The organism is Amycolatopsis sulphurea (genome assembly GCF_002564045.1).
In the GTDB taxonomy this organism is placed as follows: Bacteria; Actinomycetota; Actinomycetes; order Mycobacteriales; family Pseudonocardiaceae; genus Amycolatopsis; species Amycolatopsis sulphurea.
In genome coordinates, this window is record NZ_PDJK01000002.1 from 4,831,345 (window position 1) to 4,854,671 (window position 23,327).

At 71.0% G+C, this 23,327-nt stretch carries 18 protein-coding genes; 12 read left to right on the top strand and 6 right to left on the bottom strand.

The features are described from left to right. Window positions 1-20 precede the first annotated feature (20 nt). Entirely contained in the window at window positions 21-842 is an 822-nt protein-coding gene (locus ATK36_RS28215; RefSeq protein ID WP_098514227.1) for a lysophospholipid acyltransferase family protein, read from the bottom strand. Between the two features lie 433 nt (window positions 843-1,275). Between ATK36_RS28215 and ATK36_RS28220 the strand changes: the two genes are divergently transcribed. Then, window positions 1,276-3,621 carry a DNA translocase FtsK gene (locus tag ATK36_RS28220; RefSeq protein WP_245915256.1) on the top strand — a complete coding sequence of 782 codons (2,346 nt, stop codon included), beginning with the start codon at window positions 1,276-1,278 and terminating at the stop codon, window positions 3,619-3,621. A 670-nt stretch (window positions 3,622-4,291) separates the two neighbouring features. On the opposite strand, the gene ATK36_RS28225 is transcribed toward ATK36_RS28220, so the two are convergent. Both ATK36_RS28225 and ATK36_RS28230 read right to left on the bottom strand, forming a co-directional pair. After that, window positions 4,292-4,888, bottom strand: a complete 597-nt coding sequence (locus ATK36_RS28225; protein ID WP_098514229.1) for a class I SAM-dependent methyltransferase — start codon at window positions 4,886-4,888, stop codon at window positions 4,292-4,294. A gap of 265 nt (window positions 4,889-5,153) precedes the next feature. Continuing rightward, on the bottom strand, window positions 5,154-5,693 hold the full coding sequence (locus ATK36_RS28230; protein ID WP_098515244.1) for an amino-acid N-acetyltransferase: 540 nt from the start codon (window positions 5,691-5,693) through the stop codon (window positions 5,154-5,156). A gap of 131 nt (window positions 5,694-5,824) precedes the next feature. On the opposite strand from ATK36_RS28230, the gene ATK36_RS28235 reads away from it, so the two are divergent. The 8 genes from ATK36_RS28235 to atzF all read left to right on the top strand — a co-directional run bounded on the left by ATK36_RS28235 (window position 5,825) and on the right by atzF (window position 15,339). Further along, window positions 5,825-7,870: an acyltransferase family protein gene (locus tag ATK36_RS28235; protein WP_098514230.1), complete on the top strand. Its 2,046-nt coding sequence runs from the start codon at window positions 5,825-5,827 to the stop codon at window positions 7,868-7,870. Window positions 7,871-8,056: 186 nt separating this feature from the next. Further along, window positions 8,057-9,496: a 30S ribosomal protein S12 methylthiotransferase RimO gene (rimO, locus tag ATK36_RS28240; RefSeq protein WP_098515245.1), complete on the top strand. Its 1,440-nt coding sequence runs from the start codon at window positions 8,057-8,059 to the stop codon at window positions 9,494-9,496. Then, complete coding sequence (pgsA, locus tag ATK36_RS28245; RefSeq protein WP_098514231.1) at window positions 9,493-10,143, top strand: CDP-diacylglycerol--glycerol-3-phosphate 3-phosphatidyltransferase; 651 nt, start codon at window positions 9,493-9,495, stop codon at window positions 10,141-10,143. Before rimO ends, pgsA begins: the two co-directional genes overlap by 4 nt. Then, the gene (locus tag ATK36_RS28250; protein WP_098514232.1) at window positions 10,140-10,604 is read left to right on the top strand and encodes a CinA family protein; all 465 of its coding nucleotides are present in this window, start codon (window positions 10,140-10,142) and stop codon (window positions 10,602-10,604) included. Before pgsA ends, ATK36_RS28250 begins: the two co-directional genes overlap by 4 nt. 100 nt (window positions 10,605-10,704) lie before the next feature. Further along, window positions 10,705-11,145 carry a helix-turn-helix domain-containing protein gene (locus ATK36_RS28255; protein ID WP_170069938.1) on the top strand — a complete coding sequence of 147 codons (441 nt, stop codon included), beginning with the start codon at window positions 10,705-10,707 and terminating at the stop codon, window positions 11,143-11,145. Window positions 11,146-11,409: 264 nt separating this feature from the next. Further along, entirely contained in the window at window positions 11,410-12,264 is an 855-nt protein-coding gene (locus ATK36_RS28260; RefSeq protein WP_098514234.1) for a PspA/IM30 family protein, read from the top strand. Window positions 12,265-12,295: 31 nt separating this feature from the next. Next, window positions 12,296-13,282 (top strand): phage shock envelope stress response protein PspM, encoded by a 987-nt coding sequence (gene pspM, locus ATK36_RS28265; protein ID WP_098514235.1) that lies wholly within the window; start codon window positions 12,296-12,298, stop codon window positions 13,280-13,282. 308 nt (window positions 13,283-13,590) lie between these two features. Next, window positions 13,591-15,339: an allophanate hydrolase gene (gene atzF / locus ATK36_RS28270; protein ID WP_211291975.1), complete on the top strand. Its 1,749-nt coding sequence runs from the start codon at window positions 13,591-13,593 to the stop codon at window positions 15,337-15,339. Window positions 15,340-16,128: 789 nt separating this feature from the next. On the opposite strand, the gene ATK36_RS28280 is transcribed toward atzF, so the two are convergent. The 3 genes from ATK36_RS28280 to ATK36_RS28290 all read right to left on the bottom strand — a co-directional run bounded on the left by ATK36_RS28280 (window position 16,129) and on the right by ATK36_RS28290 (window position 19,803). Then, complete coding sequence (locus ATK36_RS28280; protein ID WP_098515247.1) at window positions 16,129-17,160, bottom strand: quinone-dependent dihydroorotate dehydrogenase; 1,032 nt, start codon at window positions 17,158-17,160, stop codon at window positions 16,129-16,131. A gap of 990 nt (window positions 17,161-18,150) precedes the next feature. Further along, complete coding sequence (locus tag ATK36_RS28285) at window positions 18,151-18,951, bottom strand: Fpg/Nei family DNA glycosylase (RefSeq protein WP_098514236.1); 801 nt, start codon at window positions 18,949-18,951, stop codon at window positions 18,151-18,153. A 3-nt stretch (window positions 18,952-18,954) separates the two neighbouring features. Then, window positions 18,955-19,803 carry a ParA family protein gene (locus ATK36_RS28290; protein ID WP_098514237.1) on the bottom strand — a complete coding sequence of 283 codons (849 nt, stop codon included), beginning with the start codon at window positions 19,801-19,803 and terminating at the stop codon, window positions 18,955-18,957. 112 nt (window positions 19,804-19,915) lie between these two features. Between ATK36_RS28290 and ATK36_RS28295 the strand changes: the two genes are divergently transcribed. The 3 genes from ATK36_RS28295 to ATK36_RS28305 all read left to right on the top strand — a co-directional run bounded on the left by ATK36_RS28295 (window position 19,916) and on the right by ATK36_RS28305 (window position 22,952). After that, a complete protein-coding gene (locus ATK36_RS28295; protein ID WP_098514238.1) occupies window positions 19,916-20,647 on the top strand; it encodes a methyltransferase domain-containing protein in 732 nt (243 codons plus the stop codon). A gap of 99 nt (window positions 20,648-20,746) precedes the next feature. After that, a complete protein-coding gene (dinB, locus tag ATK36_RS28300; RefSeq protein ID WP_098515248.1) occupies window positions 20,747-22,063 on the top strand; it encodes a DNA polymerase IV in 1,317 nt (438 codons plus the stop codon). A gap of 478 nt (window positions 22,064-22,541) precedes the next feature. Next, a complete protein-coding gene (locus ATK36_RS28305; protein ID WP_098514239.1) occupies window positions 22,542-22,952 on the top strand; it encodes a DUF3040 domain-containing protein in 411 nt (136 codons plus the stop codon). Window positions 22,953-23,327 lie beyond the last annotated feature (375 nt).

Here is a 23,327-nt window from a genome sequence, read left to right on the forward strand (position 1 = left end):
GCCAGCCGCGCCCCGGGGTCTCAGGATCCGGACACCGGCTTCCACGGGCTGACTGTGTCCGTGGGCCGCGTCGGATCGTGGAACCGGGGACGGACCGGTTCGTCGCGGCGCAACGGCACCAGGCCGTCGGTGATCGCCTGCATGATCTTCGCGTGCGCGCGCACACCTGCGCCGGGCCGCTGCGGGTCGATCTCCGACAGGTCGACGGGCGTGCCGAAGTGCACCTTGAACCGCGGACGCCGCAGCGGGGCACTCAGCCCAGACCGGGCGATCGGTATCAGGTCCGCCGGTCCGTTGACCGTTTCGGAGCCCCAGTACACCGCCTCGTGCGCGCCCCACTGGCTGATCGGGAGCACCGGCACGCCCGCGGCCAGCGCGAGCCGTGCGGCGCCGGTCTTGCCGCGCTCGGGCCACAGGCCCGGATCGTGGCTGATCCGGCCCTCCGGGTAGACGATGATCGGCTCCCGGGTGGTGCGCAGCGCCTCGGCCGCCTCGGCGAACTGGCCGACCGCGGTGGTCGCCTGCCCGCGGTCCACCCGCAGATGCCCGCTGACCCGCAGCGCGGGCCCGAGCACCGGCATGTCCAGGATCCCGCCGGCCAGCATGAACCGCGGGTTGATGCCGATCCGCTTGCACGCGGCCATCAGCACGAAGGCGTCGAACACGCCGATATGGTTGGCCACCAGCAGCAACGGCCGCCCGCGCAGCCGGGCGGGCACCGCACCGGACACGGTCAGCTTCCCGACGAGATTCACCAGCCCGCGGTCGATGGTCAGCATCGTCCGCCAGATCGCGGGGGCACGGTGGCCGTCCAGGGAATCGTCCTGCTGCAACGCGAACATGAGCTGAGCATTTCACGCCGCTGCCGACCCCGGATCCCCTGGTGGCGAGCCCCTGCCGGCCGGCCCCGCCGGATCCGCCCTGACCTGCGCAGATCGTCCCCAACGCCGGATCAGCACCCCCTGACGTGCCGCCAATTGTTTCCGATGTGGTGCGAGTGGCGCATGGGACTCTCGCGATCCGCCCGTTACCGTGGGGGGTATGGCTGGGTCGGCGACGAGGAAGCGGAGCACGAGCAGCGGCGCGAAGGCGTCGTCGCGGGGGGCGCGTACCCCGGCGAAGGCGGGTGGCGGTCGTTCGTCCGGAGCGGCGAAGACGGCCGGGAAGCCGGCTGCACGGGGGTCCGGCGGGCGCGGGTCGGGTTCCTCCCGGGCGCGGACGTCGGCGGCTCGCGGTTCGGCGGCGAAGCGGTCGCCCGGGGCGTTCGGGCGGGGTGTGCGCGGGACCTGGAACCTGATGGCCAAGGGGCTCGGTACCCTGGCCCGCACGGTCGGGCGCACCCGGGAGCTGGAACCGGCGCACCGGCGGGACGGGCTGGGCCTCGGGCTGATCGCGCTCGCCATCGTGGCCGCGGTCGGGGTGTGGTGGCGGGGCGCCGGGCCGATCGGGTCCGGGGTGGAGACGGCCGCGCGGAGCGTGTTCGGGGCCGGTTCGGTGGCCGTGCCGCTGGTGCTGATCGTGCTCGCGGTCGCGCTGATGCGGTCCGAGCCGCGGCCGGAGACGCGGCCGCGGATGGGCGTGGGCACCGTGCTGGCGGTGCTGTCGGTGCTCGGGATGCTGCACATCTTCACCGGTCTCCCGGACACCAACGACGGCCGGATGTACGCCGGTGGCCAGCTCGGCGCGTTCTCCGGCGGGCTGCTCACCGACGGGGTCACCAAATGGGTCGCGGTGCCGCTGCTGATCCTCGCGCTGGCGTTCGGGGTGCTCGTGTTCACCGCCACGCCGGTGCGTGAGATCCCGCACCGGCTGCGGACCTGGGGTCTGGACGAGCAGGAACTCGCCGAGTACAACGCGGCGCACGGCCGGACGCCCGCCGAAGACGGCGAAGCACCCGACGAGGTCACCGAAGCCGAGCCGGCGAAGTCCGTCCGGCTGCGCAAGCCTTCCCGGCGGCGGCAGGCCGCCAGTGACGACGGCGCCGAGCAGCTCGACCTGGAGGCCGCGCTCGCCGAGCCGGCCAGGCCGATCCGGCCGCCGAAGGCCGCGGTCAAGCCCGCCGAGGTGCCGGAGAAGAAGCCGAAGAAGGAGCCCGAGCCCGCCCTGTCCGTCACCCGCACCGTCGAGGGTGATTATCGGCTCCCGCCGCCGGATCTGCTGCAGCTGGGTGCCGCGCCGAAGTCCCGCAGCAAGGCCAACGACGCCATGATCGAGGCGATCACCGGCGTGCTGGAACAGTTCAATGTGGACGCTCAGGTCACCGGCTTCACCCGCGGGCCCACGGTCACCCGGTACGAGGTCGAGCTCGGCCCCGGCGTGAAGGTCGAGAAGATCACCGCGCTGACCAAGAACATCGCCTACGCGGTGGCCACCGACAACGTGCGGCTGCTCGCGCCGATCCCGGGCAAGTCCGCGGTCGGCATCGAGGTGCCCAACTCCGACCGCGAAATGGTGCGCCTCGGTGACGTGCTGCGCGCGCCGACCACGGTCAAGGACAACCACCCGATGCTGATCGGGCTGGGCAAGGACATCGAGGGGCAGTTCGTCACCGCGAACCTCACGAAGATGCCGCACCTGCTGGTGGCCGGGTCCACCGGCTCCGGTAAATCCTCCTTCGTCAACTCGATGCTGGTCTCGCTGCTCGCGCGGGCGACCCCGGACGAGTGCCGGATGATCCTGATCGACCCGAAGATGGTCGAGCTGACCCCGTACGAGGGCATCCCGCACCTGATCACGCCCATCATCACGCAGCCGAAGAAGGCGGCTGCCGCGCTGGCCTGGCTGGTCGAGGAGATGGAACAGCGCTACCAGGACATGCAGGCCAACCGGGTCCGCCACATCGACGACTTCAACAAGAAGGTCCGCTCCGGCGACATCACCGCCCCGCCGGGCAGCGAGCGCGTGTACCAGCCCTACCCGTACATCATGGCGATCGTCGACGAGCTGGCCGACCTGATGATGACCGCGCCGCGCGACGTGGAGGACGCGATCGTGCGGATCACCCAGAAGGCCCGTGCCGCGGGCATCCACCTGGTGCTGGCCACCCAGCGCCCGTCGGTGGACGTGGTGACCGGCCTGATCAAGACGAACGTGCCCTCGCGGCTGGCCTTCGCCACCTCTTCGCTGACCGACTCGCGGGTCATCCTGGACCAGCCGGGCGCGGAGAAGCTGATCGGCATGGGCGACGCGCTCTATCTGCCGATGGGTGCCGGGAAGCCGGTGCGTATCCAGGGCGCGTTCGTCGGCGACGACGAGATCTCCGCGGTCGTCAACTTCGCCAAGGACCAGGCGCAGCCGGACTACACCGACGGCGTGACCGCGGCGAAGGCGGGCGAGAAGAAGGAAATCGACCCGGACATCGGCGACGACCTCGACGTACTGCTGCAGGCGGCCGAGCTGATCGTCACCTCGCAGTTCGGCTCCACCTCGATGCTGCAGCGCAAGCTGCGGGTCGGGTTCGCCAAGGCGGGCCGGCTGATGGACCTGCTGGAGAGCCGGGGCGTGGTCGGCCCGTCCGAGGGTTCGAAGGCCCGCGACGTGCTGATCAAGCCGGAGGAGCTGGACTCGGTGCTGTTCATGATCCGCGGCGGCGAGGCCCCGGCCGAGGGCGACGACGACTGATCACCCGGCCACGGGCGCACCGAGATCGAGCACGGTGCGCTCCGGGTTGTACCGCGCCAGAAGGTAAAAGGCTCCGCCCGGCCATGGTCAGGCTGGTGCGGGATTCCAGGCCCCGGTCCAGTGCCACGAGTTCCAGCTCGGCGCGGCCGGTCAGGGTCCCGGCAAAGTTGGTCGAGGACCCGTGATCAGCAGAGAGTGAGCCGTGGCTGTCGGCGTCATCATCGACGGCGCCTGCCATCGTCGTCGATCACGCCCGGCCGCGGGCGATGCGGAGGTGTTCGAGGCGCGATCACCTCGTGGTCTGCGCCGGACCTGTCTCGGGTCTGTGAAGGGGCCCTTCACGGACTGTCTGTGAAGGGCCCCTTCACAGACCTTCACAGACATCCGAGGTCGGCGCAGGGCCCCTCACACCGACTTTGCCGACACCCTGGCGCGGCCGGTACCCCAGCGTCGCGCGAACAGGTCCTGGATTTTCTCGTGCGACAGATCGTTCCTTTCATTTGTACTTTTCGGGGTTTTCCCCGGGTTGCCGGGGAAATTCGGAGGGGATATCGCGATCGCCCTGAGTGATCCGTTCGAGCACTGCGCCGTCGTGCCATTCCCGGTAAGCGGTGATCCGCGATGCGGCCGCGGCACAAGAACGAACGAGTTTTTCCTGATCCAGCAAGAGTCAGGGAAACCACGGGCCGGTGCGCGCACCGAGCCGGAATCGCATCCGGACGTCCCCGGGATAGCCGGGCGCGGCATCGAGGTGCAGCCGGCCCGGCGGGAACCGGCTCCAGCCGGACACGGTGAGCACGATCCGGCCGTCGGCGGTCAGCCAGGAGGCCAGCCTGGAGAGGAATCCGGGGAACGCCGCCAGGCTGCCGGCCATCCCGCCGTTGCCGCCCACCGCCAGTACCACGTCGACCGGATGCGGTGGGGTGTAGGCGAAAACGTCGGCCTCACAGCAGGACACGCCCGCCTGCTTCGCCAGTGCGATCGAGGCCGGGCTCACGTCTATGCCGTGCCCCGGCACCCCGCGCGCGGCGCGCGTCTCCAGGTGCCGCCCGGTGCTGCAGCCCACGTCGAGGATGTATCCGTGGTCAACCCAATCCAGTGCCGCGTGGTCGACCGGGTCCTCGGCCCCGGGTTCCCGCCGCCACCACGGCACAGGTTGTGGCATGCGCGGCAGCGGGCTGTGCTCGAATTCGACGGACAGCGCATCCGGTCCGAACGGTTGTTCCAGTGCCTGCTCGAGAAGGCCGGTATTATCCCCGGTGGTCATTGCGGAAAAGGATGAAAGTCGACCGAGGAAAATGGCAACCCAATCCTTTTCGGGCCGTATCGCCCGGCGGTTTCCGATTGTGCCGCCGCTTTCGGGGAAAGTTCCGGGAGCGGGGGTACGCGTGGGCGAGGTTTTTGCCCCGGCGTAAGCGAATTCCGTCCGCAGGCATGCGCCGCGAAGATCATCGGAGGATGCTGCTGCGCAGCACAGCCGGGCTTTCCGGACGACGTGGACCGGTCGGCGGAACCCACGGGGTGGGCCGCTCTCAGAGTTCCAGCAGCATGCGAGCGTTGCCCAGGGTGTTGGGCTTGACGTAGGGCAGGTCCAGGAACTCCGCGACCCCGGGGTCCACCGACCGCCGCATTTCCTCGTACACCTCTTGCGACACCGGGGCGCCGTCGATCTCGACGAAGCCGTGCCCGGCGAAGAACGAGGTCTCGAAGGTGAGCACGAACAACCGGCGGAGACCGAGTTCGCGGGCCTCCTCGACGAGCCGGGCGACCAGCGCGTGCCCGATGCCCCGGCCCCGGGCGGCCTTGTCCACCACGACCGTGCGCAGCTCGCCGAGGTCCTCCCACAGCACGTGCAGCGCGGCGGCGCCGAGCACGGCGTCGCCGTGACCGGTCACGACCCAGAACTCCGGCACCGCCTCATACAGCGTGACCAGGTCTTTTTCCAGCAGAACCCGGCCGGCGTCGGCGTCCACGAGGGCCTTGATCTGGCGGACGTCGGCGATCCGGGCACGGCGGATCGCCAGCGGAGCGGGGTCGAAGGGCACGGGTGTCAAGATATCCCGCCTCCCCATGCGGGTGAGCATGGTGGCACCGCCGGGGGACCCCCACGTGTCCGCCGTCGCGGCCGGTCACGTATAGGTAATGGGCCGTTCGTTCCCGCGCCCGCCGACGCCGGCCTGCCCCCGGCTTTTGGAGGAAGCTCATGTCCGGGACCACCGTGGCCGCACCGGAGCGGCCCGGCCGCCCGGCGTCGCCGGACGCTCAGGCCCGGTTCCGGCCCGAGCTGCAGGGACTGCGCGCACTGGCCTCGTTACTGGTCGTGGTCTACCACGTCTGGCTGGACCGGATCTCCGGCGGCGTCGACGTGTTCTTCCTGGTCTCCGGGTTCCTGATCACCGGCCAGCTCTATCGCGCGCTGTTGCGCGGGCGGATCCGGCTGCGCGACACCTGGGGCCGGATGATCAAGCGGCTCTTCCCGGCCGCGATGACGGTACTGCTCGCCGTCGTCGTGGTCTCCACCGTGCTGCTGCCCGAGGACCGCTGGTTCCAGACCATCCGCGAGGTGTTCGCCTCCGCGCTGTTCTACGAGAACTGGCAGCTGGCCTCGGACGCGGTCGACTACTTCGCCCAGCACAACAGCGCGAGCGTGGTCCAGCACTTCTGGTCGCTGTCCATCCAGGGCGAGTTCTACCTGCTGTGGCCGATCCTGTTCGTCGGGCTCGGCCTGCTCGTGCGCCGGCTCGGCTGGTCGCTGTGGCGCATCGTGAGCGTGCTGCTGGTGGTGCTGTTCACGGCTTCGCTGGCGTTCTCGGTGTACCTGACCGCCGTGGACCAGCCGCTGGCCTACTTCCACGGTCTGACCCGGGTGTGGGAGTTCGCGCTCGGCGGGCTGATGGCGATGTTCCTCGATTCGGTGACGCTGCCGCGGGCGCTGCGCGTGCTGCTCGGCTGGCTCGGCGTGGCCGGGCTGGTGCTGTGCGGCATCGTGCTGCGGGTCGACTCGGTGTTCCCCGGCTGGATCGCGCTGTGGCCGACCCTGTCCGCGGGCCTGGTGCTGGTGGCCGGACAGACCGGGACGCCCCTGGGCGCGGACCGCTGGCTCAGCTCGAAACCGTTGGGTTACCTGGGCAAGCTCAGCTTCTCGCTGTACCTGTGGCATTGGCCGGTGCTGGTGTTCTACCTGGTCGCCCGGGACCGCCCGGCGGTCGGTGTGCTCGGCGGCGCGGTGGTGATCGGGGCGTCGTTCGTGCTGTCGATCCTGACTTATCACCTGATCGAGAACCCCATCCGGCTGTCGAAGATCGGCACCGTCAAGCGGTGGGGTGCCTACCGGTTCGGGGTGCTGGCGCTGATCCCGGTGCTGCTCGCCTGCCTGGCCTGGAGCTGGGTGGGCACCGCGCAGGCCAACTTCGAGATCGAGGTCGGCGATCCGGACCATCCGGGCGCGGTCGCGCACAGCCCGGGCTTCATCTACGAAGGCTCGCCCAACCCGTCGCTGGTGCCGCCCACGCTCGCCCTGCCCGACGATTGGGCGGGCATCACCGACGACAAGTGCACGATGTCGCCCCGGAACAAGGAACTGAAGGTCTGCACGCAGAAGCCGCCGGGCCCGCCGGTGAAACGCGTGGTGCTGGTCGGCGATTCGCACGTCCAGCAGTTCCTCGGCGCCTACCTGGAGCTGGTCGGCTCGGCGGACTGGCAGGTCACCTCGATGCTCAAGGGCGCCTGTCCGTTCTCCACCGACTCCGAGCTGATGGCCGGCGACCGGGGCTGCCAGGACTGGAACAAGGCGGCCGCGGACGAGATCGTGGCCATGCACCCGGATGTGGTGGTCACCCTGGCCAGCGTCACTCCGCGCGCCGGGGTCACCGAGACCACCCCGCGGGGCTTGGTGAATCGCTGGGCGCAGCTGGGCAAGGCGGGCATCCCGGTGGTCGCGCTGCGCGACAGCCCGCGGTTCGGCTTCAACATGGCCTCCTGCGTGGCCCAGCGCGGCGCGGAAGACCCCGCGTGCAGCCCGGCGCGGGACACGGTGCTGCCGCGCACCCCGTCCTACGCCGACATCGACGACGTGCCGGACAACGTCTCGTTCCTGGACCTCACCGACTACTTCTGCGAGCCGCGCACCTGCCCGGCGGTCGTCGGCAACGTGCTGGTCTACATGGACGACAACCACGTCACCGCGACCTTCATGACCACCCTGGCGCCGATCGTCGAACGAGAAATGACCGCAGCCCTCCAGTGGTGATCCCGCCGCCGTTCCCGCCCAAGGCTGTGAAGGGGCCCTTCACGGACTCAGAGTCCGTGAAGGGCCCCTTCACGGACCGGAAGGCCGGGAGCGCGGCGGACGTGCCCGGCGGCGGGGAGCGGCGCGGCGGCCGCGGGGGTGCAGCCGTCGCCGGGCCGGACGGACGCGGCGGCTACCCTGAACGTCGTGCCTTCTCCCACCACAGAGCCAGCCGACAGCCGACGGGTTTCCCTCGTGACCTTGGGCTGCGCCCGTAACGAGGTCGACTCGGAGGAACTGGCCGGACGGCTGGCCGCCGGGGGCTGGGAGCTGTCGGCGGATCCCGAGGACTCCGCCGTCGTGGTGGTCAACACCTGCGGCTTCGTCGAGTCGGCGAAGAAGGACTCGGTGGACACGTTGCTCGCCGCGGCCGACACCGGACGCAAGGTGGTCGCGGTCGGGTGCATGGCCGAGCGGTACGGCACCGAGCTGGCCGACAGCCTGCCCGAGGCGGACGCGGTGCTCGGCTTCGACCACTACGCGGAGCTTTCCGACCGGCTCGACGACGTCGTCGCCGGCCGCGCGCTGGCCTCGCACACGCCGTCCGACCGTCGCAAGCTGCTGCCGATCAGCCCGGTCCAGCGGCCCGCCGCGAGCACCGCCGTCGAGGTGCCGGGACACGCGCAGCACGGCTGGGGCCCGCGTGTGCTGCGCACCCGGCTGGACGACTCGCCGGTGGCCGCGCTGAAGATCGCCTCCGGCTGCGACCGGCGCTGCTCGTTCTGCGCCATCCCGTCGTTCCGCGGGTCGTTCGTGTCCCGCACCCCGGAGGAGATCCTCGCCGAGGCGCGGTGGCTGGCCGAGCACGGCGTCAAGGAACTGTTCCTGGTCAGCGAGAACTCGACGTCCTACGGCAAGGACTTCGGCCGGGACGGCACGCGCGCGCTCGAACGGCTGCTGCCGGAGCTGGCCGCGGTCGAGGGCATCGAGCGGGTCCGGGTTTCGTATCTGCAGCCTGCGGAGACCCGGCCGCAGCTGGTCCAGGCCATTGCCGGGACCCCCGGCGTGGCGGACTACTTCGACCTGTCGTTCCAGCATTCCAGCGAGCAGGTGCTGCGCCGGATGCGCCGGTTCGGCTCCACCGATTCCTTCCTCGCGCTCACCGAGCAGATCCGGGAGCTGGCGCCGGGGGCGGGCATCCGGACCAACGTGATCGTCGGCTTCCCCGGCGAGACCGAGCAGGATCTGGCCGAGCTGGAGCGTTTCCTCACCGGCGCCCGGCTGGACGCGGTCGGCGTGTTCGGCTACTCCGACGAGGACGGCACCGAGGCCGAGACGTTCGAGGGCAAGCTCGACCCGGCGGAGGTCGCCGAACGGGTCGCCCGGATCTCCGCACTGGTCGAGGAGCTGACCGCGCAGCGGGCCGAGGACCGCATCGGCACCTTCGTGGACGTGCTGGTCGAGCAGACCGGCTCCGCGGAGGACGACCCGGTCGGCCGGGCCGCGCACCAGGCCCCCGAGGTCGACGGCGAGTGCGTCCTGCTGGACGCGTCCGGCCTCGCCGTGGGGGAACTGGTGCGCTGCGAGGTCGTCGACTCCGCCGGGGTCGACCTGATCGTCCGTCCGCTCCGGGACGCGGACCGGTGAATGCCGCCCCGAGCGACGCCGGCGAGGGCCTGCCCCACGCCGCCGCCGACGGAGCTGCCCAGGTGCCCGCGGCCACCCCGGTGCCCACGCTGAACCTGGCGAACCTGCTGACCATCTCGCGGCTGGTGCTGGTCCCGCTGTTCGTGTTCGCGCTGTTCCAGGGCAGCGGCGCGGACACCACCTGGCGGGCGGTCGCCACCGGGCTGTTCGCCATCGCCTCGGCCACCGACCAGGTGGACGGCTGGGTGGCGCGGCGCTACGGGCTGATCACCGATTTCGGCAAGATCGCCGATCCGATCGCGGACAAGGCGCTGATCGGTGCGGCGCTGATCGGGCTGAGCGCGCTCGGCGAGCTGCCCTGGTGGGTCACCCTGGTGATCGCGGTCCGCGAGATCGGCGTGACCCTGCTGCGGTTCTGGGTGATCCGGCACGGGGTGATCCCGGCCAGCCGCGGCGGCAAGGCGAAGACGATGGCCCAGATCGTCGCGATCGTGGCCTACCTGCTGCCGCTGCCGGCCGGGGTGGACCCGGTGCGCTGGACGCTGATGGGCCTGGCGCTGGCGCTGACCGTGATCACCGGGGTGGACTATCTGATCCGGGCGATCCGGTTGCGGGCGGCCGGCCGCCGGGCGACCGGTGCCCGATGACCGGCGCGCGCGAACTGGTCGCCGCGCTCACCCGCCGGAGGGAAACCGTGGCGGCCGCCGAATCGCTCACCGCGGGGCTGGTGTGCGCGACGCTGGCCGAGGTGCCGGGCGCGAGCGCAGTGCTGCGCGGCGGGCTGGTGGTCTACGCCACCGAGCTGAAGACCGCGCTGGCCGGGGTCGACGAGCGGCTGCTGGCCGAGCACGGCGCGGTGCACCCGGAGGTGGCCGCCCAGCTGGCCACCGGCGCCCGGGACCGCTGCGCGGCCACCTGGGGCCTGGGCCTCACCGGGGTGGCCGGGCCGAGCCCGCAGGACGGGGTGCCGCCCGGCACGGTCTACGTCGCGCTCCGTGGTCCAGGCACGGCCGTCGTGCGCGAGCTGGCCACCGGCGGTGACCGGGCGGCGGTCCGCGCGGCCGCGGTGCACGCCGCGTTCGCGCTGCTCGGGGAACATCTACACTGATCGGCGCGTTCGCCCTTGGCGTACGCACCTGTCAAGTCCTGCGTCCCGGCCGCGGCTCTGGGTAACGTAGGAGGTACCAGTTTCGGAAGGGAGGCGCGTGATGACCGTGCTGTTGCGCGAGGCGATCGGCGATCGGCTCCGGCATGCCCGCACCAACCAGCGTCGAACGCTGCGTGACATCTCCCGCGCCGCCAGGGTCAGCCTCGGCTACCTGTCCGAGGTCGAGCGCGGCCAGAAGGAGGCCTCCAGCGAGCTGCTGGCCTCCATCTGCGAGGCGCTGGAGCTTCCGCTCGGTGAGCTGCTGCACAAGGTCGCGGCCGACGTCTCGGCGCTCGACACCGTCGAGGTCACCCCGGTCGACGAGGTGGTCGAGGGCGCCGCGCGGGAGCGCGAGCCGGCCGGGTTCGAGGGCGGCAGGCTGCTGCCCGAGCTGGTCGGCGACGACCTGTCCGACCTGCGGTTGCAGCCCGCGCCGCGGATCAACACCACGCTGCGGACGACGATCGGCGCGCCCAAGCTCGCGTCCACGATCGCCGCGTAGCGCGCGCATCATGCGCACCGATGGCCCCGGGTATGCCCCGGGGTCCTTGGCGTGCCGGAGTGTCCCGGCGCGCCGCGCCGGGCGGCCTTGCGCGGGGTGCGCTCAGGGTTCGCCCCTGAATTCCCCCGGGGTCGCCTGGAACGGCCGGGGCCGACCTGACACGATGGAACCCGACGCCGGGGTCGGGACGTTGTGTACTTGGGGAGCGACGCCCCACCTCGAGGTCATTCAGGCCCGTGGGACGCAAGAAGGCAGGCGGAGGAGATGGCCAACCCGTTCGTGAAGTTCTGGAAGTACATGATGGCGGCGTTCTCGTCGAAGATCGACGAGCATGCCGACCCGAAGGTACAGATCCAGCAGGCCATCGAGGAGGCACAGCGCAATCACCAGGCGCTGACGCAGCAGGCCGCCTCCGTGATCGGCAACCAGCGGCAGCTGGAGATGAAGCTCAACCGGCAGCTCGGCGAGGTGGAGAAGCTGCAGGCGTCCGCGCGCCAGGCGCTGGTGCTGGCCGACGAGGCCCGCGGCAAGGGCGACGACGCCAAGGCGACCCAGTTCGAGACCGCGGCGGAGAGCTTCGCCGCCCAGCTGGTGACCGCCGAGCAGGGCATCGAGGACCTCAAGACGCTGCACGACCAGTCGCTGCAGGCGGCCGCGCAGGCCAAGCAGGCCGTCGAGCGCAACGCCACCATGCTGCAGCAGAAGCTGGCCGAGCGGACCAAGCTGCTCTCCCAGCTGGAGCAGGCGAAGATGCAGGAGCAGGTCTCCTCCTCGCTGAACCAGATGAGCCAGCTGGCCGCGCCGGGCAACACGCCGTCGCTGGAAGAGGTCCGGGACAAGATCGAGAAGCGCTACACCACCGCGCTGGGCTCGGCCGAGCTGGCGCAGAACTCGGTGCAGGGCCGGATGCTGGAGGTCCAGGAGTCGGCCACGCAGATGGCCGGGCACTCCCGGCTGGAGCAGATCCGCGCCTCCCTGCAGGGCAACTCGGTCGCGCAGGTCACCGACGGTGGCGCGGCGTCCTCCTCCTCGTCGTCGGCCCCGGCCGCCGCCGGTGCGGACATCCAGCGGGAGATCCAGGCCCGCGTGCAGGCCGAGCAGGGCAAGAACCCGGCCTGAGGCGGTAGGGGCACATCGGAGTGGGGGCTCGATGAACAAACGACGGGACTTCGACGAGTTCGGTGCCCGGATCGAGAAGTACGTCGAGCGACTGCCCGACTACGCGCAGCGAGCCCAGGAGAAGCTGCAGCGGTACTTCCCGCCTGCCGAATCGGAGGGCGGGAAGTCCGCCGGGGAGGCGGGCCGGTTTCAGCGCCGGCCCGCCCCGTCCACCCCGCCGGTCCCGCGCCGTCCCAGTACACCGGCTCCGTTCTCCTCGGTCACCGGGCCGTTCCCGGCGATGGCCGAGGCGCGGGCCAAGTGGCAGCGCTGGAACGAGCCGTCCGCCAAGCACCAGCGCCGGATCCGCCGGACCTCGCGAGTGCTCACCCTGTGGGTGCTCGTCACGATCCTGCTCGGTGTGGTCGCCGTGCTGATAGGCACCGGCCTGATCGGCGGTGTCACCGGCCCGGAGATCGGCCAGACCGTGCTCGCCGGCTTCGGCACCCTGGTGTTCGGCACGTTCAGCGTGCGGACCGGGCTGAAGCTGCGGCAGTTGAAGAAGGTGGAACTCCCGTCCGCGCCGAGCGCGCCGCCGCCGTTGCCGCCCGCCGGCTCGGTTGCCCGCGAGCCGATGGAGCGTTTGGCGGAATCGGAAGCCTCGCTGGGTGAGCTGCTGCGGCAGCTGTCCGTGCCGACGTCGCTGGGCACCTCCGCGGTACCGGAAGTCTCCGTCGCAGACGCCCGCCGCACCGCCGATGAGGCGGCGCAGGCGTTGCGGGCGCTCGCGGCGCGGATCCAGGCCATCGAGCGCGGCCGTAATTCGGCCCCGGAGCGCGAGCGTGCGGCGCTCGATACGGCGGTCGGCACTCTTCGCGAGCAATTGGACGACGGCGTGGACGGCTATGGCGGTTTGGTCGCTGCCGCGGGGCAGGCGGTCGCCGCGAGCAGTACCGGAATGGGGACGTCGCGGGAGGCGCTGACCGATGCCACCGATCGTCTGGCCGGGTTGGCGCTGGCGCTGAAGGATCTCGGCTGAATTTCCCCGGTTCCCCCGGTTTTGCACCGTGGTCCGGACAATGCCGTCCGGATGGCCGAGTTTCGGACTCCGGTCGGCCCACTGGCCTTGGTGCCTGCGCGACGGTCGGTGATATTTCCCCGATTCCCCGTCCCGTACCGAAACAATCGTGTAATCATCCGCATGTGGTGACGGAAACTCGTGCGGTCTAACGTTTTTCCCATGACGTCAGTGGTGGCACCCGCCAGGACCGGCGCCGTGGATTGAGGTTCCGCGGAGCCGGACGTACACAGTGGACTTTCTCGAATCGCCCGAGGAAAGGACGCCCCGTGACCACGCTCCCGCCGGAACCCGAACCGATTCCCCTCCCGCCACCCAGCGCGCACGAACGGGTGCGCTCCGCGTTCCGGCGGCTCGCCGCCGCAGAGCGCCCGGAGGCCTGGATCGGCTTGCGCACCATGGAAGAGGTACTCGTCGACGCGAAAGCGGTCGACGAACGCGTTCAGGCCGGAGAGGATCTCCCGCTGGCCGGGACGGTGCTCGCGGTCAAGGATCTCTTCGATCTCGCAGGTCTGCCCACCACCGCGGGCTGCCCGGGTTTCTCCCGGGTGCCGGTCACGAGTGCCACGGTGCTCACCCGGCTGATCGCCGCCGGCGCCGTGGTGCTCGGGAAGACGAACCTGGACCAGTTCGCCTCCGGGCTGGCCGGCACGCGCAGCCCCTACGGCGTGCCCGCTTCGGCGCTCGACCCGGCGAAGGTGGCCGGTGGGTCCAGCAGCGGATCGGCCGTGGCCGTCGGCCTCGGGATCGCCGATCTCGCGCTCGGCACGGACACTGGCGGCTCCGGCCGCGTACCCGCGGCGCTGAACGCGGTGGTCGGTCTCAAGCCGACGATCGGCCTGGTGCCGCGTACCGGCGTGCACCTGGCTTCGCCGTCGTTCGACTGCGTTTCGGTGTTCGCCCGCAGCCTCGCCCTCGGCCAGCGGGCACTTGCTGTGATCACCGGCCCGGACGGCGCGGACCCCGCTGTGCGTGCCTGGCCGGCGGACATTCCGCTGGGGCTCGGGGAACGGCCCCGCGTGGCGATTCCCGACCAGGCGGGCCTTTCCGCGCTCGGCGCCCCGGCGCGGCTCGCGTTCGACGTCGCTGTCGGCTCGCTGGAGGCGTCCGGGGCCGTCGTGACGCCGGTGGATCTCGCCGTGTTCTTCGAAGCCGGGAAAATGCTGTACGGCAGTGCATTGGTGGCCGAACGGCATGCCTCCGCGGGCGATGTGCTCGCTGCCGGTCCGGAAGGCGCGGACCCCACCGTCTCCGCGATCGTGGCCGCCGCCGGCCGCCACACGGCGCACGAACTCGCCGAAGCGTGGGCGAAGGTGACCGAACTCCGCGCCGCCGCACGGGCGGTGCTGGACGGATACGACGCACTGCTGCTGCCCACCGTGCCGGACCATCCGGATATCGAGGAGGCGCTGGCGGATCCGGTGGGCGTGAGCGCCCGGCTCGGCACCTACAGCACCTTCGTGAACGTCCTCGATCTCGCCGCGGTGACCGTCCCAGTGGCGCCGGGGGACCGGCGGCCGTTCGGGGTCACGATCGCGACCCGCGCGTTCGAGGATCAGCTCGGGATCGATCTCGCCGCGGTGCTCACCGGGGAACAGGAGGCCTCGACTTACCCGCCCGAAGGTACCGATGTCGTGGTGTTCGGGGCACATTTGCGCGGCCAGCCTCTGCACGACCGGTTGCGCGGCGCCCGGTTCTGCGGCGTGGTCCGGACCGCCGAGGCGTACCGCATGGTGCTGCTGGACGGGACGGATCCCGTGCAGCCAGGAGTAATGCCCGGCACAGCCGCGCTCGACGGGGAACGCTGGCGGCTTTCTCCCGCCGCGTTCGGCCGGTTCGTCGCGGAACTGCCTGCGCCGTTGCTGCTCGGGCGGGTCGAGCTGGAGGACGGCAGCTCGCCGTTCGCGGTGCGCTGCGACCCGGCCGCGGCCGACGGTGCCGAGGGTTTGGATCGGTACGCGTCGTGGCGTGGCTACCTGCGGTTCCTGAGCACGGCCGGGTTGCGCTCGGTGAGCTGACATGCTGTTCGGTGCGGGGTCGCTTGATGCCGGTCACGGGTGACGGGTGGCGTCGGAGGTTCGGTGGTTCGCCGCCTGCCCGTGCGAGGTGAATCGGTTGGAGCGCATGGCGTTGACGGCCTGGACCGGTGACCGTTGTGGCTTGGTCACCGCTGGCCACCTACGATTTCCAGGCTGGTTCGGCTGGTTCGGCTGGTTCGGCTGGTTCGGCTGGTTCGGCTGGTTCGGCTGGTTCGGCTGGTTCGGCTGGTTCGGCTGGTTCGGCTGGTTCGGCTGGTTCGGCTGGTTCGGCTGGTTCGGCTGGTTCGGCTGGTTGGTTCGTGTGCGGGATGCCGGTGCCGTCGGTGTTCGGCGGCTGGAGCCCGGAAAGTGGGCCGTTCGCGGTCCGGGTCGCTGCCGAACGTCTCGAGGGCTGCACTGGACGTGCGTTGTTGCTTGGTCGCCGGTAGTGACCAGTACGGGAGCTCGTGGCGGCCGTTCGTTGCGACGCGATTATGGCGGCGGGGGAGCGGTTATGCGGCGCTTGATTGCTTGCGGTTCGTGCTCAGCGCTGACTCGCGGTCTCCCCGCAGGTCCATTGTGGTCGGTGGAGTTGCGTGCGCCGTTCGTGCTCGGGCGGATGGTGCCATTCGCCGTGATCCGGCCGCCGGGGCTTTCCGCCTTGGGGCGTCGTTGCTTGCGGTCGGCGAGCACTGCACGCTTTGCGACCCCTCCGCGGCCATCGGCGAAGCGCCTGCGTACGCGGCGAGGACGCCAAGGGGTCCGTGCCACGATGCGGACCGTGGTTCGTCAGCCCGGCCGTCCCGCGATGCCCCGGCTGACGCGGCGGACCAGGCCCGGCCCGTGCAGGGCGAACCCGGTGTAGAGCTGCACGAGGCTCGCGCCCGCGTCGAGCATGCGGCGGGCGTCGTCCGGGCCGAGGATTCCGCCGACGCCGATGATCGGCAGGCGTCCGCCGGTCTGTTCGTGCACGAAGCGCACCACCGCCGCCGAACGTGCGGTGAGCGGGCGGCCGGACAGTCCGCCCGCCTCGGCGGCCAGCGCGGCCTCGGCCGGGGCGATCCCGGTGCGGGCGAGTGTGGTGTTCGTCGCGATGATGCCGGCCACGCCGTGTTCGAGGCAGACTTCGAGCAGCTCGGCGAGCGCGTCGTCGGTGAGGTCAGGCGCGACCTTCACCAGCAGCGGTGTGTCGCCGCCCAGCTCGTCGCCGGTCGCGCGGAGTTCGGCGAGCAGTCCGGCGAGGGCGGTCTTGTCCTGCAGCGCGCGGAGCCCTGGGGTGTTGGGGGAGCTGACGTTGATCGCGAAGTAGTCGGCGTAGGGATGCAGCGCACGCAGCGACCACCGGTAGTCTTCGACGGCCTCGTCCAGCGGCGTGACCTTCGACTTGCCGATGCTGATCCCCAGCGGCACCGGGGGTTTCCCGTGCGCGGCCAGCCGCGCGGCCAGCGCACCGGCGCCGTCGTTGTTGAAGCCCATCCGGTTCAGCACCGCGTCGCTGGCGGGCAGGCTGAACAGCCGCGGCCGCGGGTTGCCCGGCTGCGGATGCCGGGTGACCGTGCCGACCTCGACGAACCCGAACCCGAGCGCGGGCCAGGCGGCCAGCGCCCGCCCGTTCTTGTCCATCCCCGCCGCGAGCCCGACCCGGTTGGGGAACCGCAGCCCGAGCACGGTCACCGGATCGTCCGTGCGGTAGACCCGCCCGGCCGGCCCGAGCGCACCCCCGAACCGGCTCAGCAGCCCGACCGTGCGCTCGTGCACGAGTTCGGGGTCGTGATAGGCGAGCCGGTACAACGAAGGGCGCACGATCCGGTCGAAGAGCACGCACCCATGCTGCCGCATCGCCACGGAGCTGCCTGCCGCACCCACCTGTCCGTGTGGCCGGGATCGCGCCCGGCCCACGCTCGGGCTGGTTCGCGCCGGCCGGACCGCGCTGCGCCGCTCTTGGCCGTTCGTGCTGTCTGTCCCGGCTCACTTCACGGAGGCGACTCCACCGGCAACAGCGGTCGGTACGGATCGGCAGGGGAGAAGAAGCCGATCTCACCCCGGCGGTACTCCCGGCTGGCGGAATTGCTTCGAGCCGTAGCCGTGAAGGGGCCCTTCACGGACTCAGAGTCCGTGAAGGGCCCCTTCACAGCCCTCCGCAGCTGCGCCGGGCCCTCCACACCGACTTTGCCGACACCCTGGACTCTGAGGCTGTGAAGATGCCCTTCACCGCATGGCCGCAGGAAAGCAGGAAAGCAGGAAAGCAGGAAGTCACAGATCAACCTCGGTCGCGATCGCGAGACGCAGTTTTACTGCGCCAGCGTCACCCTGCGCAACCGTCCGGGCCCGCCAAACGCGCTGGCCACCGGCTGCCCGGCCGGCAACGAACTCATCGTGCCCAGTCCACCGCCCTGCCCTCAGCCCAGTACCGAGGCCATCCTCGGCCCCAGCGCCAGGCCAAACCCCGACGAGGGAAGTCGAACCCGGTGCCGGAAAAGGGAAACTCCCGGGGTGCCTCCTGAATGCCGTCATGCATCCAGGCCCGAGCCGGACTGGTGCTCGGGAACCCCGGGAGCCCGATGGCTGCCTGGTCTTCACTCTCAGGCAGCACGCGAAGCAGGCGATGAGCCGAAGGTGGCTCGGGTTGTATCCCTGCTCAAAGTCCCTTACGCGCGCCATCCGCTAGCGGACAGCCACCTCACGAGTCCTGTGTGAATACAACTTAGGACCACCTCCTTTCCCGTGTACTGCCACGCTAACCGGGAACCGCGCGGTCCGGCAACATCATTTCCCGGTCCGCACGTCCCCCGCCCCGAGGCCGCCGTGTGCTCACGACGGCGCCGGTCCGGGCTGGCAGCGCGGGCAGAACCAGGCGGGCCGCTGATACTCCCCGGCGCCCTGGGTGCGCACCAGGACCGCGCCGCCGCAGCGGAAACAGCCCTGCCGGGTGCGTTCGTACACCCAGGTGCGCCTGCCGCGGTGTGGATCGCCGGTGGTGATCTGCTCGTGCCGCCAGGCGTTGGCCAGCAGCAGCTTCCTCGCCAGCGCCACCGCCCGCGCGGAGTCCACTTCGGACACCGGTGTCCAGGGGGAGACGCCGAGCAGGAAGCAGATCTCGGTCTTGTACAGGTTCCCCACTCCGGCCAGCACCCGCTGGTCCAGCAGGGCGTCGCCGAGTTCCCGGTCCGGCCGGGCGGTCAGGTTCGCCGTGGCGGTTCCGGCGTGCTCGTCCGTCCACTGTGGATCGAGCAGGTCCGGTCCGAGGTGCGCGACGAGTCCGGCCTCCTCTTCGGTGGGCAGCAAGGCCAGGTCGTGCAGCCGGAAACCGACGGCCTCCACGTCGGCGGTCCGCAGTACCACCCGGGCGTGGTGCGCGGGCATCGGCCACTTCGCGCCCACGGGGTGGATCCGCCAGCTGCCGTCCATCCGCAGGTGACTGTGCAGGCTGAGGTCGCCGGAAAACCGGGTGAACAGATGCTTGCCGACCGTCCGGACCCCGAGCACCTGGCGCCCGCTGACGTCCGCGGTGGCCAGCGCGGGATGCCGGAATTCGCCGCGCACCAAGGTTTTCCCGGCCAGTGCGCGGTCGAGCAGCTTCCCGGTGAGGAAGACCGTGTCGCCCTCGGGCACGGCTCAGCCCGCGTTCTCGGACACTTCCGCGGGAGCGTCCTCTTCGCCGGCGACGCGGTGCCGTCCGGCGCGGGACGAGCGGAGGATCTTCGCCAGCACCATGTTGAACGTCAGGGCGATCTCCTGGGCGCCAGGGGAGTGCCACTCGTGGATCGGGCTGCACGCGCCCTGCGCCTGCTGCACGGCCAGCCGGTCCGGGATCGCAGTGGGCATCACCAGCGACCCGAAGTTCTCCCGCAGCTCGGCCACCCGGAACTGATGCTCGTACGAGCGTACGCGCAGCTTGTTCACCAGCACTCCCAGCGGACGCAGCGAGGGGTTCTGTTCCTGCTTGATCCGCTCGATCGCTTCCAGGGCACGCTGCGCGCCGGCCACCGCGTACATGGTGGGCTCGGTGACGATCACCGCGCTGTCAGCGGCCACCAGCGCGGACTTCGTGAGCCTGCCGAGCGACGGTGGGCAGTCGACGACCACCAGCTCGTACGGCTCTTCGCGAAGCGGGTTCTGGTGAAGCTCGTCGAGCGCGCGCGACAGATTCTCCAGGCGCCGCTCGTCCGCGTCGGGCTCGTTGAGCTGCTCCAGCTCCTCCGCGCCGACGAGTACGTCGATCTGATCGCTCCACACGCTGGGCGCGATGGCTCGTTCGAGGACGACGCGTGTGGGGGTCTCCAGCACGTCGGCGAGCGTCGCGTCGGTGTACGGCGGATCGAGCGAGGTGGTGGCGTTGCCCTGTGGATCGAGGTCGGCGACGAGGGCGTGGGTACCCCTACGGAGAGCGGCCGAGGCGATACCGAGCGCTACCGTCGTTTTGCCGACACCGCCCTTGAGGCTGAGAACCGCGACCGTGTGCACTCGACACAGCCTACGGCCCGCGCGGCCGGACGGTAGTCCGGAAGGTGGCGAAAGCCGCTACGACTCCCACGCGGATCACATCGCGTGACCGGCGGCCACTACCCTGTCGGCCATGAACACGGACATCGTGGCTGCCCGGGGCTCGGGTGCTGTTCGCCGCGCGCTCGAAGCGGAGCTGCGCGCGGCCCGCGCGCGCGGTGTGGAGCAGCCGGTCGTCGTCGATGTCGGCGGCGGGAGTGGCGGCTGGGCGGTGCCCTTCGCTTCGGCAGGATGCTTGGTCACTGTCGTCGAGCCGAATCCCAACGCGCGTGCGACGCTGCTTCGCCGGGCTGTGGAAGAGGGCGTCGCACAGCGGATCACCGTTGTCGCGGACGACTCCGACGCGCTGGATGCGCACGTACCCGCGGGCTCTGCGGACCTGGTGCTCGCCCACGGCCTCCTCGAAGTCGTGGACGACCCTCGCGTTGTCCTGGCCGCTCTCGCCGCTGCTGTCGCCCAGGGTGGGGCAGTGTCGGTGCTGGTCGCCAACCGCAATGCGGCTGTGCTGCACCGCGCGCTCACGGGCCGGGTCGCCGACGCGCATCGGCTTCTCACGGACGCCGACGGCGTTGTGCCGGGGGAGCGGGACATGGTGCTGCGCCGCTACGACAGCGCGGGCCTCACCGACGCGCTCGTCGCCGCGGGCCTGGAAGTCACGCTGTTGCAAGGCGACCGGGTCATCGCCGACATCGTGCCCGGCGAGGTGCGGGAAGAGGAACTCGCGGACTTCGAACTGGCTGCGGCCGCGATCCCGGCCCTGCGCGACGTCGCCGGGCGGTTGCACGCGATCGCCCGCCGGAGCTGATCCGGCTCTTTTCGGTCGCTGACCTGGTCTTCCCCGAAATTGTCGGGGGTGGCAGGTAGCGTCGCCGGGGTGGGGAGAAACACCGAACTGCCGAGCGGGATGGCCCGCTACCGCGTCGCTGCGGGTGCGCCCGCGCCGGACGACGCCGGATGCGTGATCCTGCACGTGGACATGGACGCGTTCTTCGTGTCCTGTGAGCTGCGGACCCGGCCGGAGCTGGTGGACCGGCCGGTGGTGGTGTCCGGTGGCGGGCCGCGCTCGGTGGTGGCCGCGGCGAGCTATCCGGCGCGGCGGTACGGGGTGCGCTCGGCCATGCCGTTCGCCACCGCGAAACGCCTGTGCCCGCAGCTGGTCTGCCTCCAGCCGACGCCCGGGTTGTACCGCGAGGTCTCGGACGGGGTGCTGGGGATCTTCCGGGAACTGACGCCGCTCGTCGAGCCGCTGAGCTTGGACGAGGCTTTCCTGGACGTCGGCGGGGCATTGCGGCGGCTCGGGTCGACCCCGGCGCGGCTCGGTGCGCGGATCCGGGAGCGGGTGCAGGCCGAGCACGGGATCACCTGCTCGGTCGGGGTGGCGAAGGTGAAATTCGTGGCCAAACTCGCGTCCGGCATGGCCAAACCGGACGGGATGGTGGTGGTCCCGGCGGCCGAGACGCTGTCGTTCCTGCACCCGCTGCCGGTGTCGGCGCTGTGGGGCGTGGGCAAGCGGACCGAGGAGGTGGTGCGGCGGCACGGCTGGGCCACCGTCGCGGACATCGCGGCGGCCCCGCCCGCCCGGCTGCGGCGCGCACTGGGCCGTGCCGCCGGCGAACACCTGTGGGCGCTGGCCAATGGGCACGATGATCGAGCCGTGGTCCCGGAAACGGCGGAGAAGTCGATCGGCGCGGAGCACACTTTCGAGGTCGACGTCGCCGACCGCGCCGAGCTGGCGGTGGAACTCTTGCGGCTGTCCGAGCGGGTCGGTGCCGCGCTGCGTTCCCGTGCCCTGCGCGGGCGGACGGTGTCGATCAAGGTCCGCTTCGCCGACTTCCAGACCATCACCCGCGCCCGCACCCTGCCTGTCGCCACCGACGTCGCCCGCGAGATTCACCACACCGCCGTCGACCTGCTGACCGAGCATGCCCCCACCGGTCCGGTTCGCCTGATCGGCGTCCGCCTGGAAGCCCTGGAAACCGACGCCGACGGCCAGCAGCTGTCCTTCGCCTCCCCCGAGCCCCGCTGGCGCGACGCGGAATTGGCCGCCGACGTGGCCCGCTCGCGCTTCGGCACCTCGGCGATCCGGCCCGCCTCGCTGCTGTCCCCGACGTCGCCGAGGTCCCCGATGTCGCCGTTGCCGTCGAGATCGCTGGGGCCGTCGAGGTTGCCGGGGGAGGGTGCGGTCGGGACACCACCTGCTCGTGGGACCTCGTCCGGGTGAGGTCGCCGGGGGCTTGGCGCCGGGAAGCGTGGGCTGGTCCGGGGTCCGGGCCGCCGCCGGCCCGCCCGGATTCTGTGCCGACCTGCTCAACCAGTCCGAATCCTGTGCCGACCCACCCTTCCCGTCGCTGGGCACCGTGCCCTCCGTCTCACTGCCGCACAAGCGAGCGGCACGACATGTCACCCACACTCCCTCGATTCGGTCACGAACAGTTACCGGAACGGTGCGAATGGGTGTCCCGGACACGCGTGGACGGTCAAGGGGCCCGTGGCAGAGGGTGCGAACGGGCACTGTGACCCAGCGCCAATCCTGGCCGAAGGGGATTTTCCCCGATTCGATCTGTTCCGGAACCGGGATCGGGTAGTCGGACGCGCGCGGGGCTCGTATCCTGGACAGTGCCACCCCGCCTGGGGTTGGTTATTGGGTCCAGGACGTTGCGCGGCCCGGCGCCCGCGACAGCTGTGCCGGAGGAGGAAAGATGCCACTCTCCGAGCATGAGCAGCGGCTGCTCGACCAGATCGAGCGCGAGCTCTATGCCGAGGACCCCAAGTTCGCATCCACGGTGCGTGGCACCCGGTTGCGCCGTCCCGCGCGCCGTCGGCGCGTCCAGGGAATAGCCCTCTTCGTCGTGGGGGTTGCGCTGCTGGTGCTCGGTGTGGTGCTGCCCGTGCTGCGGGTCGCCGACATCCCGGTGGTCAGCGTGCTCGGGTTCCTCGTGATGTTCTTCGGAGTCATGTTGGCCGTCACGTCGCTGCGCCACGGCGAGAGCAGCGGCAAGAACGCACCGAGCGGCGGGGGCGGGGGCAGCGGTGGGAAGCAGCCGAGCCGCAAGAGTTCGTTCACCCAGCGCATGGAGGAACGGTTCCGCCAGCGCTTCGAGGAGCAATAGCCTTCGACGTCCGGGATCCGCGCTTCGCCCACCAGGGTGGAGCGCGGTTTCTCATGCGTCCGAGCCGAGCCGAGCCGAGCCGAGCCGAGCCGAGCGGTCGGGCGGATGCGCGGTCGTCCGGACGGGCCAGGCGTTGGCTGCTCGATCCGGATGCGGGCTGAGCCGCGCGATCATTCGCACGGGTTGCCTGGAGGTGCGCGACCGTCCGGGCGACACAGCGGTCGAGTTGCGCGGCCGTCCGGAACAGCGCGGTGGCCGAGCCGCGCGGCGTCCGGCGGGGGCGCGGGCCGAACCAGGCGCCCGCGCCGAGAAAGCTGGGTGAGAACGGCGCGACCGCGCCACACGGCACAGAGCTGAGCCGCGCAACCGTCCGGA

Bases quoted from the DNA above. Each gene is read 5' to 3' on its own strand.
- ATK36_RS28215 (WP_098514227.1), bottom strand. From the start codon at position 842: ATGTTCGCGTTGCAGCAGGACGATTCCCTGGACGGCCACCGTGCCCCC.
- ATK36_RS28225 (WP_098514229.1), bottom strand. From the start codon at position 4,888: ATGACCACCGGGGATAATACCGGCCTTCTCGAGCAGGCACTGGAACAA.
- ATK36_RS28230 (WP_098515244.1), bottom strand. From the start codon at position 5,693: ATGGGGAGGCGGGATATCTTGACACCCGTGCCCTTCGACCCCGCTCCG.
- ATK36_RS28235 (WP_098514230.1), top strand. From the start codon at position 5,825: ATGTCCGGGACCACCGTGGCCGCACCGGAGCGGCCCGGCCGCCCGGCG.
- ATK36_RS28250 (WP_098514232.1), top strand. From the start codon at position 10,140: ATGACCGGCGCGCGCGAACTGGTCGCCGCGCTCACCCGCCGGAGGGAA.
- ATK36_RS28255 (WP_170069938.1), top strand. From the start codon at position 10,705: ATGACCGTGCTGTTGCGCGAGGCGATCGGCGATCGGCTCCGGCATGCC.
- ATK36_RS28260 (WP_098514234.1), top strand. From the start codon at position 11,410: ATGGCCAACCCGTTCGTGAAGTTCTGGAAGTACATGATGGCGGCGTTC.
- pspM (WP_098514235.1), top strand. From the start codon at position 12,296: ATGAACAAACGACGGGACTTCGACGAGTTCGGTGCCCGGATCGAGAAG.
- ATK36_RS28295 (WP_098514238.1), top strand. From the start codon at position 19,916: ATGAACACGGACATCGTGGCTGCCCGGGGCTCGGGTGCTGTTCGCCGC.
- dinB (WP_098515248.1), top strand. From the start codon at position 20,747: ATGGCCCGCTACCGCGTCGCTGCGGGTGCGCCCGCGCCGGACGACGCC.
- ATK36_RS28305 (WP_098514239.1), top strand. From the start codon at position 22,542: ATGCCACTCTCCGAGCATGAGCAGCGGCTGCTCGACCAGATCGAGCGC.